The organism is Kocuria tytonis, assembly GCF_003226895.2.
GTDB lineage: Bacteria > Actinomycetota > Actinomycetes > Actinomycetales > Micrococcaceae > Kocuria > Kocuria tytonis.
In genome coordinates this window covers 355,035-368,603 of the sequence record NZ_PNJG02000002.1, presented here as the reverse complement: position 1 = coordinate 368,603, position 13,569 = coordinate 355,035, and the positions used below count along the sequence as shown (strand labels likewise).

The 13,569-nt window shown below is 69.8% G+C and carries 13 protein-coding genes; 5 read left to right on the top strand and 8 right to left on the bottom strand.

The features are described from left to right. Positions 1-66 precede the first annotated feature (66 nt). Entirely contained in the window at positions 67-1,242 is a 1,176-nt protein-coding gene (locus C1C97_RS07570; protein WP_121030992.1) for an acyl-CoA dehydrogenase family protein, read from the top strand. A 52-nt stretch (positions 1,243-1,294) separates the two neighbouring features. Here C1C97_RS07570 and C1C97_RS07565 read toward each other — a convergent pair whose 3' ends face one another. Both C1C97_RS07565 and C1C97_RS07560 read right to left on the bottom strand, forming a co-directional pair. Continuing rightward, positions 1,295-2,269 (bottom strand): N-acetylglucosamine kinase, encoded by a 975-nt coding sequence (locus tag C1C97_RS07565; protein WP_233542808.1) that lies wholly within the window; start codon positions 2,267-2,269, stop codon positions 1,295-1,297. A 7-nt stretch (positions 2,270-2,276) separates the two neighbouring features. Next, positions 2,277-2,600 (bottom strand): putative quinol monooxygenase, encoded by a 324-nt coding sequence (locus tag C1C97_RS07560; protein ID WP_121030990.1) that lies wholly within the window; start codon positions 2,598-2,600, stop codon positions 2,277-2,279. Between the two features lie 124 nt (positions 2,601-2,724). Between C1C97_RS07560 and C1C97_RS07555 the strand changes: the two genes are divergently transcribed. Next, the gene (locus C1C97_RS07555; protein WP_121030988.1) at positions 2,725-4,095 is read left to right on the top strand and encodes an MFS transporter; all 1,371 of its coding nucleotides are present in this window, start codon (positions 2,725-2,727) and stop codon (positions 4,093-4,095) included. A gap of 119 nt (positions 4,096-4,214) precedes the next feature. On the opposite strand, the gene C1C97_RS07550 is transcribed toward C1C97_RS07555, so the two are convergent. The 3 genes from C1C97_RS07550 to C1C97_RS07540 form a co-directional block, all read right to left on the bottom strand. Then, the gene (locus tag C1C97_RS07550; protein ID WP_110920286.1) at positions 4,215-4,406 is read right to left on the bottom strand and encodes a CsbD family protein; all 192 of its coding nucleotides are present in this window, start codon (positions 4,404-4,406) and stop codon (positions 4,215-4,217) included. Between the two features lie 113 nt (positions 4,407-4,519). Then, positions 4,520-5,479, bottom strand: coding sequence for a hypothetical protein (locus tag C1C97_RS07545; RefSeq protein ID WP_121030986.1), 960 nt, complete (start codon positions 5,477-5,479; stop codon positions 4,520-4,522). Positions 5,480-5,708: 229 nt separating this feature from the next. Then, positions 5,709-6,584 carry an NAD(P)-dependent oxidoreductase gene (locus tag C1C97_RS07540; protein WP_121030984.1) on the bottom strand — a complete coding sequence of 292 codons (876 nt, stop codon included), beginning with the start codon at positions 6,582-6,584 and terminating at the stop codon, positions 5,709-5,711. A 233-nt stretch (positions 6,585-6,817) separates the two neighbouring features. On the opposite strand from C1C97_RS07540, the gene C1C97_RS12520 reads away from it, so the two are divergent. Continuing rightward, on the top strand, positions 6,818-7,072 hold the full coding sequence (locus C1C97_RS12520) for a hypothetical protein (RefSeq protein ID WP_233542807.1): 255 nt from the start codon (positions 6,818-6,820) through the stop codon (positions 7,070-7,072). Positions 7,073-7,257: 185 nt separating this feature from the next. Here C1C97_RS12520 and C1C97_RS07530 read toward each other — a convergent pair whose 3' ends face one another. Then, positions 7,258-8,052 carry a nuclear transport factor 2 family protein gene (locus C1C97_RS07530; protein WP_121030982.1) on the bottom strand — a complete coding sequence of 265 codons (795 nt, stop codon included), beginning with the start codon at positions 8,050-8,052 and terminating at the stop codon, positions 7,258-7,260. Between the two features lie 52 nt (positions 8,053-8,104). Next, complete coding sequence (locus C1C97_RS07525; protein ID WP_110920290.1) at positions 8,105-9,523, bottom strand: gamma-aminobutyraldehyde dehydrogenase; 1,419 nt, start codon at positions 9,521-9,523, stop codon at positions 8,105-8,107. Positions 9,524-9,669: 146 nt separating this feature from the next. On the opposite strand from C1C97_RS07525, the gene C1C97_RS07520 reads away from it, so the two are divergent. Beyond that, entirely contained in the window at positions 9,670-10,053 is a 384-nt protein-coding gene (locus tag C1C97_RS07520) for an RNA-binding S4 domain-containing protein (protein WP_121030981.1), read from the top strand. 135 nt (positions 10,054-10,188) lie between these two features. On the opposite strand, the gene mptB is transcribed toward C1C97_RS07520, so the two are convergent. After that, on the bottom strand, positions 10,189-11,751 hold the full coding sequence (gene mptB, locus C1C97_RS07515) for a polyprenol phosphomannose-dependent alpha 1,6 mannosyltransferase MptB (protein ID WP_121030979.1): 1,563 nt from the start codon (positions 11,749-11,751) through the stop codon (positions 10,189-10,191). Between the two features lie 450 nt (positions 11,752-12,201). On the opposite strand from mptB, the gene C1C97_RS07510 reads away from it, so the two are divergent. After that, positions 12,202-13,509, top strand: a complete 1,308-nt coding sequence (locus tag C1C97_RS07510; RefSeq protein WP_121030977.1) for a glycosyltransferase family 87 protein — start codon at positions 12,202-12,204, stop codon at positions 13,507-13,509. The last annotated feature ends 60 nt before the right edge of the window (positions 13,510-13,569 follow it).

Sequence of the window (13,569 nt, the reverse complement as noted above, 5' to 3'; positions counted from 1 at the left end):
CGGATGTGACAAGGTTGTCGCTCGCGCCCACTGCACCGGATGTGCCCGCAGTCATAGAGTGGTCCCATGACTGAAAAAGAAACCGTAGACGTTCTGGACCTGGTGAGCTTCGACTCCATGCTCACCGATGAAGAGGTCGAGCTGCGATCCTCCGTGCGGGAGTTCGTGGACACCGCGATCAAGCCGAACATTGCCGAGTGGTACGACAAGGCCGTCTTCCCCCTCGAGATCGTCCCGGAGATGGCCAAGCTGGGCCTGCTGGGCATGCACCTGAAGGGCTACGGCTGCGCGGGCCGCTCCGCCGTGGAGTACGGTCTGGCAGGCGCGGAGCTGGAGGCCGGTGACTCGGGTCTGCGCACGTTCGTGTCCGTGCAGGGCTCGCTGGCCATGAGCGCCATCTACAAGTGGGGTTCCGAGGAGCAGAAGCAGGAGTGGCTGCCGCAGATGGCCGCCGGTGAGGCCATCGGCTGCTTCGGTCTGACCGAGCCCACCGCCGGTTCCGACCCCTCCTCCATGAAGACCTTCGCCCGCAAGGACGGGGACGACTGGGTCCTCAACGGTGCCAAGCGCTGGATCGGTCTGGCCAGCGTGGCCAAGGTGGCCGTGATCTGGGCGCAGACGGACGAGGGGATCCGCGGTTTCGTGGTCCCCACGGACACCCCGGGCTTCCAGGCCACGCCCATCACGGCCAAGCTCTCCATGCGCGCGTCCATCCAGTGCGACATCGAGCTCACGGATGTCCGCCTGCCGGGCTCCGCCATGCTGCCCGAGGCCAAGGGCCTGCGCGGTCCGTTCTCCTGCCTGAACGAGGCCCGCTACGGCATCGTGTGGGGTGTCATGGGTGCCGCCCGTGACTCCTTCGAGGCCGCGCTCGCGTACTCCCAGCAGCGCATGCAGTTCGACCGTCCCCTGTCCGGGTACCAGCTCACGCAGCAGAAGCTCGTGAACATGGCCCTGGAGATCGACAAGGGCTTCCTGCTGGCCCTGCAGCTCGGGCGGCTCAAGGACGCCGGCAAGCTGCAGAACCACCAGATCTCGGTGGGCAAGCTCAACAACTGCCGCGAGGCCATCAAGATTGCCCGCGAGGCCCGCACGGTCCTGGGCGGCAACGGCGTCACTCTGGACTACTCGCCGCTGCGCCACGCCAACAACCTTGAGTCCGTGCGCACCTACGAGGGCACGGACGAGGTCCACTCCCTGATCCTGGGTCAGCAGCTCACGGGCACCTCCGCGTTCCGCTGAGTCAGCGCGTGCTGAACCGGGTGCTCCCCGCACGGTGGGGGCACCCGGTTTTTCATGCGTACGCATGATTTTTTCGGGACGACGACGCCGGGCCGCCCGTTCCCGGCGCCGGGCCTGGCGCCTCCCGGGCCGGGTCAGTCCGGGGGGAGCGCGCCAGCAGCGGCGCCCCGAGCACCGGTTCGCGGTCCAGGAGTGACACGGTCAGACCGCGCTGCCGCAGCAGGGCTGCGAGTTCCGCCCCCACCACGGACCCGGTGAGCCCTCCTCCCACGACCACGGGCAGGGGCTCGTCCAGGGCGCGTGCCACGGTGAGCACGAGCTCCGCGAGGTGTTCCGCGGCCGCCGCGACCAGTTCGGACGCCGCGGCGTCCCCGGAGGACGCGAACTCGCACACGGCCCGCGCCAACCCGGCCCAGTGGGTCCGGTCCGGCCGGTCGTGGAAGGCGCCGATCAAATCAGTGGGCTCGGCCACCCCGGCGTGCTCCAGCACGGCCCGGGTGAGTGCTTCCCCCTCGCGGGCGGTGGGCAACTGCTGGGACAGCCGCAGCACCCGCCGCACGGCTTCCCGGCCGATCCAGTACCCGCTGCCCTCGTCCCCCAGCAGGTATCCCCACCCACCGGCGCGGGCCTCACGGCCGGAGGCGTCCACACCCCACGCCACGGAGCCCGTGCCGGCGATCAGCGCGATGCCCGCGGTGTGACCGCCCGCCGCGAGGATCAGGCGGGTGTCGTGCACGGCGCGCACGGGCGTGGACGCGTCCAGGTGCCCGGCGGAACGGATGAGATCCGCCAGCGCGGCGGCGTCGTGCGGGGTGTCCACGCCCCCGGCTCCCGCGAGCACCGGGGTGCCGGGCGGCGCGGCGAGCTCCGAGAGCACGGAGCGCAACGAGCGGGTGGCCTCGGACGCGCTCACGTTCTGGACGTTCGCGCTGCCCGAGCGGGCCTCACGGACGGGTTCGCCACCGCGGAAGAGCACCCCTCGCGTGTGCGAGCCGCCGATGTCCAGGCCCACCAGTTCCGTGCCCACGCGGTGACTACTCCGAGACCTGGACCTCGCCCATCTCCTCCCAGCCGTCACCCTCGATCTGGCGGGAGATGATGCGCGGGGTCCGCACCAAATACCGGGGGAACTCCTCGGTCATCTTGGTGAAGTGGGCGGAGTTCACGTGGGCCTCCGCGGCGTCCTCCTCGAAGGCCTCCACCAGCACGAACTCGTTGGGGGTCTCCAGGCTGCGGGACCACTCGAACCACTTGTTCCCGGGCTCCCGGCGGGTGGCCTCGGTGAACTCCGCGACGAGCTCCGGCCAGCGCTGCGCGTACTCGTCCTTGGCCTCGAACTTGACCACGATGAAGATCATTCTCTGCTCCTGGTGCTGCGTGTCTCGAAGGGTGCGTTGTCCCGGTCCAGCATAGGACCGCCCCCGGTGTCATGCGGCGTCACGGGTCGCCGGGCGCGTGCGGACCGTGGGCTAGCGTGCAGACATGAGCAGCCCAGCGATCCAGGATCCCGTGACCCCCGAGCAGCGCCGCACCGCGCGTCGCGCCGTGGTGGCGTCCTCGATCGGCAACGCGCTCGAGTGGTTCGACATCATCGTCTACTCGTCCCTGGCCGTGGTGATCTCCCACCTGTTCTTCGAGTCCGAGGGCGTGGGGCAGGTCACCGGCACGCTGCTGACGTTCGGCACCTTCGCGGTGTCCTACCTGATCCGCCCGGTGGGTGCGCTGGTCCTGGGTTCCTACGCGGACCGCCACGGCCGCCGCCCCGCGCTCACCATCACCATCGCGCTGATGATGCTGGGCACACTCATCATGCTCGTGGCCCCCACCTCCGCGCTCATCGGCCCCTCGGCGGCGCTGGTGATCCTGCTCGCGCGTCTGGTTCAGGGCTTCTCCGCGGGTGGCGAGTTCGGCACGGCCACCGCGTTCCTCATCGAGAACGCCCCGGACAAGCGCGCCTACTACGGCTCCTGGCAGGTGGCCACGCAGGGCATCGCCATCTTCCTGGCCTCGGGGTTCGGCTTCGCCCTGAACACCCTGCTCAGCCACGACGCCCTCTACTCGTGGGGCTGGCGCATCCCCTACCTCTTCGGGCTGCTCATCGGCCCCGTGGGCCTGTTCATCCGCCTGCGCATGGACGAGACCCCGGACTTCGAGGCGCTGCAGGGCGAACGCGAGCGGGCGGCGTCGTCTCCCGGTGCCCGGGGCGGGGATGCAGCCGCGGGAACGACGACGCCGCGCCCCGCCCTGTGGCGCAGCCCCCTCGCCCAGACTCTCGTGCACTCCGCGGGGCGGTGGCTCACGGCCTCCGGCGTGGTGGGGCTGGCCTCGATGTCCGTGTACACGATCCTGTTCATGCCCACGTTCTCCATCCAGAACCTGGACCTGCCCTCGTGGGCCGCCTACCTGGGCGGTGTGGTTGCCGGGCTCGTGACCCTGGTGGGCTCACCGCTCGTGGGACACCTGGCGGACCGCGTGGGTCCCGGCAAGGTCATGCTGGTCGCGGCCGGGGTGGGCGTGCTGGCCGTCTACCCACTGTTCCTCTGGCTTGTGAGCGCCCCCACCGTGGCCACCCTGACGGCCATGCAGGCGGTGCTGGGCGCGATCATGGCCCTGTACTTCGGACCCATGCCCGCGCTGCTGACCGAGATGTTCCCCACGGAGATCCGCACCACCGGCATGTCCGTGGCGTACAACCTGGGAGTCACGGTGTTCGGAGGGTTCGCACCGCTGGCCCTCGCGTGGCTCGTGTCCGCCACGGGTTCCCTCACCGCACCGAGCATCTACTACGCCGCGGTGGCGCTGCTGTCCCTGGTGTGCCTGCTGGTTGCGCGGCGCCGGTACGCGGTGCGCTGAGCTCCCGCGGCTCCCGACCCGCCCCCGGCGCCGACCGGCTCTCCGGCCCCGGGCATGCGAAAGGCCCCCGCGGTTCTCACCACGGGGGCCCTCCGGTCGAAAGGTTGCGGGTGCGGAGTTCAGCCCAGCCCGTCCTTCAGGTTCTTGCCGGCGTCCTTGACGTTCTCCACGGACTGCTTGGCGCCGCCGGACATCTTGTCCGCGGTGCCCTCAGCCTGCAGGTCCTTGTTGTCAGTGGCGTCGCCGAGCTTCTCCTTGGCGGAACCGGAAGCCTTCTCCGCAGCATTGCTGATCTTGTCACCGAGTCCCATAAGCATTCCTTCCGTGGGTCGAACAGATGCTCACAATGTAGTCGCAGACCGGACCGGATGGGAAGACATGGACCTGACGTGTTCCCGGGAACCCGCTGCCGAGCCGGTGGCGCTCACTGGTAGGAGACGAACCACGGCTTGGGGGTGATCCCGAAGGTCTGCTGGGGCGTGTACATGGGGGTGTCCTCGTCGTAGAAGTTCTTCCACGCCATGCGGATCCCCTTGGGCAGCCCCTCCTGCAGCCGGTTCCACGTGCCCGTCTTCAGGTCCGGTGTGCCGTGGCCGTCCGCGTGCAGGACGAATCCCAGCTCGGGGTGCTCGGTGTTGATCGCCTCGCGGTTCTGGATCATGGCCATGGAGAACTGGTGCAGCAGCAGCGTCTTCTGGGGCAGCTGGCTGTCCCGGGTGAGCGCGGCCAGCCACTCGGTGGTCTTGTTGATCTCCGCGGCGTCCACCGAGCCGATCTGCTGCAGGGGCAGCTGCCCCGGTGCCAGGCGCCACTCGGGGTCCAGCGCGAGCCCCACGTTCGGGTGCTTGAGCAGCTCCTCGTACTGCTTGGCCTGCGTGAGGAAGTCCGCCTGGCCGGGCTGCAGGTCCAGCACCACGTACACGTCGTTCTTCTCGGCGGCCTCCACGTACGGCTTCAGCTGCTCGAGCGTGGACTCGGTGGAGTAGTTGCCGTCCGGACCCGGTTCGGAGGAGGCGGTGGTGGCAATGATCTCGAACGCCGGGACCACCTTCTCCTCGCTGTACGGCTCGTAGCTCTTGGCCAGCTCCTTGACCCGGGTCACGGACTCCTGCGGTCCCTGCTCGCCCAGCGCACCCAGCCCCGGGGTGCCCGGGTGGCCGTACAGCGCCACGAACCGGCGGTCGGGGAACAGGGTCCTGCCCCCGCCGACCAGGTCAACAGGCTGCGTGGGCGAAGGGCTCGCGCTCGTCCCCTCGGACTGCGACGCCGCCGCTCCCGCATCCTTCCAGGCCCCCTCGTCCCCGGACTCGCCCCCGGTTCCGCATCCCACCAGCAGGACGGAGGCGCACAGGACGGAGAGGATGGCGGGGGGAAGGGAGCGCATGACGCGTGACCTCGATCTGGGTGGGGGACGGTTCCATGGGGGAGGGAGCAACCATCAGCACGCTGGGGTTGCCGGGGGGGTGAGTTCACCCTATGCCCTTCCAAGTGGCTGCATGGCAGGATGACACTGCCATTCTTGGTGCACGAACCGTTCATGGGTGGTCCGCCCGGAGCCCGTTGGCAGGACTTCTGGGAAGCCCTTGATTTCGGCGCCCTGTGGACCTTCGCGGCTACCGGTCGAGGGCACGTTCCGCGATCCACTGCTGGAACACCGCGGAGTCCTGCTCGCCCAGACCCGCCTCGACGAGCTGCTGTGCGGCGTCGCGCAGTGGCGCCCCCAGGACGGAGGCCGTGCCGGTGGCGCGAGCGGCGTCGAGGTAGGCGGAGACGTCCTTGTGGAGGAAACCCGCCCGCGCGGAGACCGTGTAGTCGTGGGCCACGAGCTTGGGTGTCTTGTCCGCCATGACCACCGACCCGGCGTAACCGTCCTGCATGAGATCCAGCAGCTCGGCGAGGTCCAGCCCGGCCCGTTCCGCCACCACGGAGGCCTCCGAGAGCGCCACGATCTGGGCGGCGCAGATCAGCTGGTTGCACGCCTTGGCCACCTGTCCGGCGCCCAGCGGGCCCAGGTGGACCGGCCGCCCGCACGCGGCGAGCACGTCCAGCACCGGTGCCACCGCGTGATCCGCACCGCCCACCATGATCGACAGGTCCCCCCGCTGCGCCCCGGCCTGCCCGCCGGACACCGGGGCGTCCACGAGCACGAGGTGCGGGTACTCACGGTGCCAGCGGGCGACGTCGTCCGGGGAGACCGTGGAGCTGATCGCGACCACGGCGTCGCCGCGCTCGCCGTCGCGCTGCGCCGCACCCTCCGCGAGGTGGGGCAGCAGCCGGTCGATCTCGGGGGCGCCGGGGACCAGCAGGACCACGACGTCCGCCTGGCCCGCCATGTGCCGCGGGTCGTCCACCGCGCGTGCGCCCTCCGCCCTGTGCAGGCTGTGCTGCAGCACGACCACGTCGTGGCCGGCGGCGACGAGGTGCCCGGCGACGGGCGCACCCATGGTGCCGAGTCCGATGACTCCCACGGTTCGAGGGGTGGTGGACATGATCGCTCCTGGGGTGTCGAGGACTGGCGGCTGTGCCCATTGTGGCCCGCGGGGCGCCCGTTGGCGCGCAGCGGGGGTCTCGAAGCCCACCCCGCGCCGATCGGGCGTTCGCTCAGGGCTCCGCACGCGGGTCACGTGGTGGTGCCCGAGGGGAGGACCACCCTGTTCGAGGACGGCGACGGATCCATTCGGACGTTTGCGTCGGACGCCCTGAAGAACGGGGCGAACCGGAGGTGGCGAAGCGGAAGGCGCAGGCGCCGCACCACGGTGTTGCGCTGGGCTCCCACTACTGGTTCCGCTCCCTGGCGCGCGGGCCCCGGGGCGAGGGCCTGGTGCTGACCTACGACGGCACGCTCAACGTCATCGACCAGGACACCGGCGCGGTCACCGCGAAGATCGACGTGGTTCAGCCGCGGCAGGAGAAGGCGGACTGGCAGCAGCCCGGCCCGGCCGGGCCGTGGAGGTGGCCGGGGACAAGGTCTACGTGACGGACACGGAGAACAGGAAGCTGCACGTGGTGGACCTCGCCGTGACCACGGGAAAGCCGGGCGGGGCGGGGCACTGAGTCCGGCGCCGCCTTTCCGGAGGTGGTGGCCGCGTCCCGCCGCGCACACGGCGACGGCGCTCGGGGAGGTTCCCGGGTGCCGTCGCCGTGTCTGCGTCTGTCGGTGGATCAGTCCTGCGTGGAGCAGAACGCCCCGTGCGGGTGAGCCAGCTGGTCGTCCTGCGGGACCTGACCGATCGCATCCCACAGCTCCACCCACCGGCCGTCCTTGATCCGCCACAGCTCGCAGAAGAACTGGCGTTCGCCCGCGATGGAGCCCTCGGAGAACGTGAGAACGAAGTTCCCGTCCGCCACCGTGCGGTGCAGGGTGTCGTACGTGAGCGGCGAGCCGTCCTGCTTCAGCCGCTTCAGGAAGTCCACCATGTTCGCCACGCCATCGGGGATGTCTGCGGAGTGCTGGGTGAAATGGCCGTCCGCACGGGTGAACTGCCCGGCGGCATCGTAGTTCTGGCCCTGCAGGAACGTGGCCCAGGCCTTTGTGACGAAGGCGCGGTTCTGCTCCGTGTCCGCGGAGGCGTCCACCTCCGTGGGGCCGTCCAGCTGCGTGTGACCGGAGGCATTCGGGGCTGTTTCCGTGACCAGCCCGTCCCAGTGCTCCACGATCTTCCCGTCCGCCACGCGGTAGATGTCGAACCCCACGTACAGCTCCTCCGGGTCCAGACCCGGATAGGAACCGTGCAGGGCCACCAACCCGGCGGCCTCGTCCACCAGGACGCGGACGACGTCGTGGCGCAACCCCTCCCCGGCGCCGGAGACGAGGTGGCGCAACCCGTCCTTGCCGTTCTCCACCAGGGGGGAGTGCTCCACGTAGTCCGCGGAGAAGTGGCGGTCCAGACTGCTGAGGTCGTGATCGGTGAACAGCTGACGGTCAGCGGTGAGAACGAGATCTCGGATGTCACTCATGATGTGCTCCGTTCATGTCGGTGCTCGGTGATGTCCATGGGTGCTGCGGCCTTCAGTCCAGCGAACTCATCACGTGCTTCACCCGGGTGTACTCCTCCACCGCGTACTTGGAGAGGTCCTTGCCGTAGCCGGAGTGCTTGAAGCCGCCGTGCGGCATCTCGGCCACCAGCGCGATGTGGGTGTTGATCCACACGCAGCCGTAGTCCAGGTCCCGGGACATGCGCAGAGCGCGGCCATGGTCCTTGGTCCACACGGAGGAGGCCAGGCCGTATTCCACACCGTTGGCCATCTCCACCGCCTGCTCCTCATCGGTGAAAGACTGCACGGTGAGCACGGGGCCGAAGATCTCGTTCTGGATGACCTCGTCCTCCTGGTGGAGATCGGCGATGACCGTGGGCTCGAAGAAGAAACCGGGGCCGTCCGCTTTCCTGCCACCGGTGGTCACCCTCGCGTGCTCGGGCAGGCGCTCGATGAAGCCGCTCACCTGCTCCAGCTGCCGCTGGTTGTTGAGCGGGCCGTAGAGGATGTCCTCCTTCTCGGGGGTGCCGAAGCTCGTGTTCCTGGCCGCCTCGGTGAGCTTCGTGAGGAACTCTTCTTTGACGGATTCCGCCACCAGGATGCGGGTGGACGCCGTGCAGTCCTGGCCCGCGTTGAAGAGGCCGCTCTCGGCGAGGGTGCTGGCGGCGGCGTCGAGATCGGCGTCCTCGAAGACCACGCAGGGAGCCTTGCCGCCCAGCTCCAGATGGGCTCGGGTGAGGTTCTTGGCGGCCGAGGCGGCCACCGCGAGGCCTGCGCGCACCGAACCCGTGATGGACACCAGACCCGCCGCGGGGTCGGACACCACCAGCTCACCGGTCTTCGCATCCCCCAGCACCACGTTGAACGTCCCCTCGGGAAGGAACTCGGCGGCGATCTCCGCGAACAGCAAAGTGGACTCTGGGGTGGTGTCCGAGGGCTTGAGCACGGTGGTGTTGCCGGCCGCGAGGGCGGGACCCACCTTCCAGATGGCCATCATCAGCGGGTAGTTCCACGGGGTCACCTGACCTACCACGCCGATGGGCTCTCGGCGGATTACCGAATTTAGCCCCTCCATGTACTCACCGCTGGCCAGGCCCTCCATGAGACGAGCGGCGCCGGCGAAGAATCGAATCTGGTCCGCACCCACCTCCACCTCCTCGCTCTGGATGAGGTACTTGGGCTGGCCGGTATTGCGGGACTGGGCTTCCACGAGCTCCGACCCGCGGGCCTCGACGGCGTCCGCGAGGCGGAGCAGGGCCATCTGCCGGGCGCTCGGTGTCATCCGACCCCAGGTCTTCGACGCCGCTTTCGCCGCCTCGTACGCCGCCGTCACGTCGTCGGCAGTGGAATTGGGTGATTGACCCGTGACCTCCCCGGTGGCCGGGTTCACGAGGTCGAAAGAGTCGTTCGAGGTGGATGCCACGTAGGAGTTGTTGATGAAGTTCTTGAGCATGGAAGCTTTCCCTCCGTTCTCACCTGCGCCTGCGGATGCCGCACGCGGGACTCACGTCATTATGAGGTGCCTCACTCAGGATATCGGAGCGGAGCGCGGCCGATTGTCGCGGCAATGTGAAATGTGGGCGGGAGTACGGTGGTGTCATGCCCACCGACTCCCATGATCCCGCCAGTGCCCGGCTGGACGTGTGGCTGTGGTCCGTCCGGCTGTTCAAGACCCGCTCGTCCGCCACTCAGGGGTGCCGCGCCGGCCACGTCCGGTTGAACGGCGCCCCCGTGAAGGCCGCACAGCCGGTGCGCGTGGGTGACCGGGTGAGCGTCAAGCGCCCCGGATGGTTGCAGGAGTTCGAGGTCACGCGCCTGATCGTGAAACGGGTGGGAGCCCCGGTGGCCGTGAAGTGCTACATCGACCACTCGCCGCCCCGGCCCGCGGAACTCAGTGTGCCCGTGGCCCGCCGCGATCGCGGCGCCGGGCGGCCCACCAAGAGGGACCGCCGCGAGTTGGAACGGCTGTGGGGCGAGCGGTAGCCTGCGGTCCGGGCTCGGCAAGGGCTCTGCGGCGCACCGCCCCCGAGCGGATCCAGCGATGCTCCAGCCCGCGCGCACCGTGCGCCGGCAGGGGCAGGGAGGACGACGTCGCTCCCAGCCCGCCGTGCGGCGTCGTCAGCGCTGCGGGGCCACGAGGTCCGTGGGCCCCCGCACGGGCCCGCGGCCGAACCAGCCCTTCAATCCGCCGTGGGTCAGCAGGGTGCGGGTGCGCGGGTCCAGCAGTGCGAGGTAGAGGGTGAACGCCACCGCGATCACGAAGGCCACCTCGGACACGCTCACACTGAGGTCGATGAACGGCCACACGGACAGCTGGTCCTGGGCGCCGAAGACCACGAAGAACGTGATCACGATGTAGATGCTGCGGATCTGCCAGTTGTCCTTGATGCCGGTGGCGGCGAGCAGCGGCAGCAGCCACAGGATGTACCAGGGCTGGATGATGGGGGACAGCAGCACCACGGCGGTGAAGGCCACGGCCATGCGTCGGACGACCTTCCGGTCCCCACCCACGAACATCAGGGCGATCACCAGCAGGATGGCCCCGCCCTGCAGGGCGCGCCGGAACCGCGCGGCCATGTGGTCCCCGTGGAGGTGGAAGTGGTTGCCCGCGCGTTCCACCTGCTGTCCCAGGAACCCGGAGGGGGAGTAGCCGGTGTACCCGGGGGTGGGGTCCAGCAGCGCCCAGGCCCAGCCGAGCCCGAGGCCGTCCACCTGACCGCTCAGGGCCAGCAGACCGAAGCTGATGAGGGCCGTGGCCGCCCAGGTGACGAACCGCCGCGGCCACGAGGCCCCCTTGCCGGCCCACAGCAGACCGATGAACGGCAGCAGCAGGATGGTGATGGGCTTGATGCCGATGGACCCGGTCACCAAAAGTATCCCCAGCAGAGGATGTTTCGTGGCCGCGAAGTACACGCCGGCCACGGCCAGTCCCACCATGAGGGCGTCGTTGTGGGCGCTGGCCACGAAGCTGATGAGGAACAGCGGGTTGGCCACGGCGATCCACAGGGCACGGGCGCCGTTCACGTTGTGCAGCCGCGCGAGTCTGGGCACGTAGACCAGGCACAGCACCACACCCACGTACGCCAGCAGACGGAACAGCATCACGGACATGTCCGGCTGCGCATTGGTCAGCCGCACCACCGCGGCGGCCAGCCACAGGAAGTAGGGACCGTACGGTGTGCGGGCCTCCGCCCACTCCGGGTCCGCCCCCAGCATGAACCAGTTGTCCAGGGCGGAGATGCCCTCCACGTACGGGTCCTTGCCGGCGAGCATGAGCCGGCCCTGCCCGATGTACGCGTACACGTCCCGCGAGTAGATGGGGACCGCGAACAGCAGGGGCAGCGACCACGCGACCACCGCGGTCGTCACGGTGCGCAGGGATCCCGGCGGCCAGCCACGCAACCGCTGCCCCAGCCTGAGCCAGGAGCGGATGAGGAGCATGGCGCCCAGGGTCAGCAGCACGGTGCACGTGTAGACGCCCCACACGTTCACCCGCAGCTCGATCACCAGGGGGTGCCGCACCATGGGGGAGCCGTTGGCGATCCACCCGGTCCCCACGGAGCCCGCGAGCATCATGAGCGAGCCGATCACGCCCTGGATCACGGCCACGTGCGCCCGCAGCCGGATGGTGGCGGTGGACCCGGTGTGCGGGCCGGTGGCGGGGGAATCTGCCGCGGTCATGGACTCCAACCCCCTCGGCCAACCAGTGGTGGGCGAGCCGAGGTGTTCAGCGGCTCCGCCCCTCGACCTTACAGGACGGCCCCCGCCCGGCCGGGCAGGTCGCCGCGCACGGTCCCTCACCCTGAGACTCGCGAGAACGGCCCCCGCCCGGCCGGGCAGGTCGCCGCGCACGGTCCCTCGCCGTGAGACTCGCGAGAACGGCCCCCGCCCGGCCGGGCAATCCCCAGGGGCTCCCGCGGGGCGCGACCACCGGGCCGCGGGCCCGCCCCATAGAATCGGACGGGTGCAACGGCGCCCGTGGGACGCGGCAGGCGCGCCGCGCCCGCGTTCCAGCCCCCCCGGCGTCCACCCGGTCACGGTGATCCCGAAACCGGAACCGGAACCGCCGACCACCAACCACGGCCACCGAGCCAGAACAGAATCCCGCGCGCATTCGGACAAGGACCTTTCGTGCCCACTGACAGATACTTCGCGGCCCTCGCACGGTTCCGTGACGCCGTGCTCCCCCGGCGGTGGCAGGACCGGCTGATGACACCCCGCGGCCTGCTCGTGGGGTTCCTGGTGGTGCACCTGGGCTTCCTGGTCTTCGCGCTGATCGTGTCCGCGCAGGGCAACGCGTTCAGCGACACCAACATCTACCGCGGGTGGGCGGACGCCGGGTTCGACGACGCCAATATCTCCTCCGGGCCCAGCCCGTGGGTCTACCCGGTGCTCGCCCAGATTCCCATGGCGCTCGCGTACATCGCAGGTCCCGGCCCGTTCTTCTTCCTGTGGGTGCTGCTGATCTCCGTGCTGAACGCACTCGCAATGCTCAAGCTCACGGACCGGGGCCGCAACCGTGACGCCGTTCCCGCCGGGTGGTGGTGGCTCGTGTTCATCCTGCTCATGGGCTGGCTGGGCTTCGCGCGCGTGGACGGTCTCACGGCCCCGCTGGTGCTGATCGCCCTGGTCCACGGAGTGGCCCACCCGTTCATCGCGTCCCTGGTCCTGAGCGTGGCCACCTGGATGAAGGTGTGGCCCGCCGCGGTGGTGATCGCCCTGGTCAGCGCCGCGAAGCGCCGTGGCGCCGTGCTGCTCGCCGGTGTGCTGGTGACGCTGGGCGCGGTGGGTGTGGCGGCGGCGTCGGGCCCCGTGGCGAAGATCGCGGACTTCCTCACGCAGCAGGGGGACCGTGGGATGCAGCTCGAGGCCACCTTCACCACCCCGTGGCTGTGGCTGTCCGTGCTGCACATCGGCGACTCCCGCATGTACATGAACACGGACATCAACTCCATGCAGGTGGACGGCCCCGGTTCGGACGTGATGTCCAAGCTCATGCAGCCGCTGTTCGTGGTCGCGGCGGTGGTGGTCGTGGCGCTCATCGTGCGCGGCCTGCGGCGCGGGGTGCGCTCCGGCCGGATGGACCGCACGGCCCTGTTCCTGGCGGGTTCGCTCACCATGGTCACCGCGTTCATCGTGTTCAACAAGGTGGGTTCGCCGCAGTTCATGGTGTGGCTCGGCCCCGTGATCGCGGTGGGCCTGGTGCACGACCGGCGCGCGTGGCGCACCCCCGCGGCGCTCGCGGTGCTGATCGGGATCGCCACCTTCCTGATCTACCCGCTCTTCTACACCGCGCTGAGCCACAACAATCCCGTCATGGCGCTGGTGCTGACGGCCCGCAACGCGCTGCTCGTGGTGCTGATGTGGTGGTCCGCGCGCGGGCTGTACCGGCTCGGCACCGCCCCGAAGGAGGTGCCGGTTGCGTCCCCGCAGGCATGACGACGACGCCGCGGCGGGCCCCGCTGCGACGCCCGGCCCCCGCGCGGCGGCTCCCCGGGG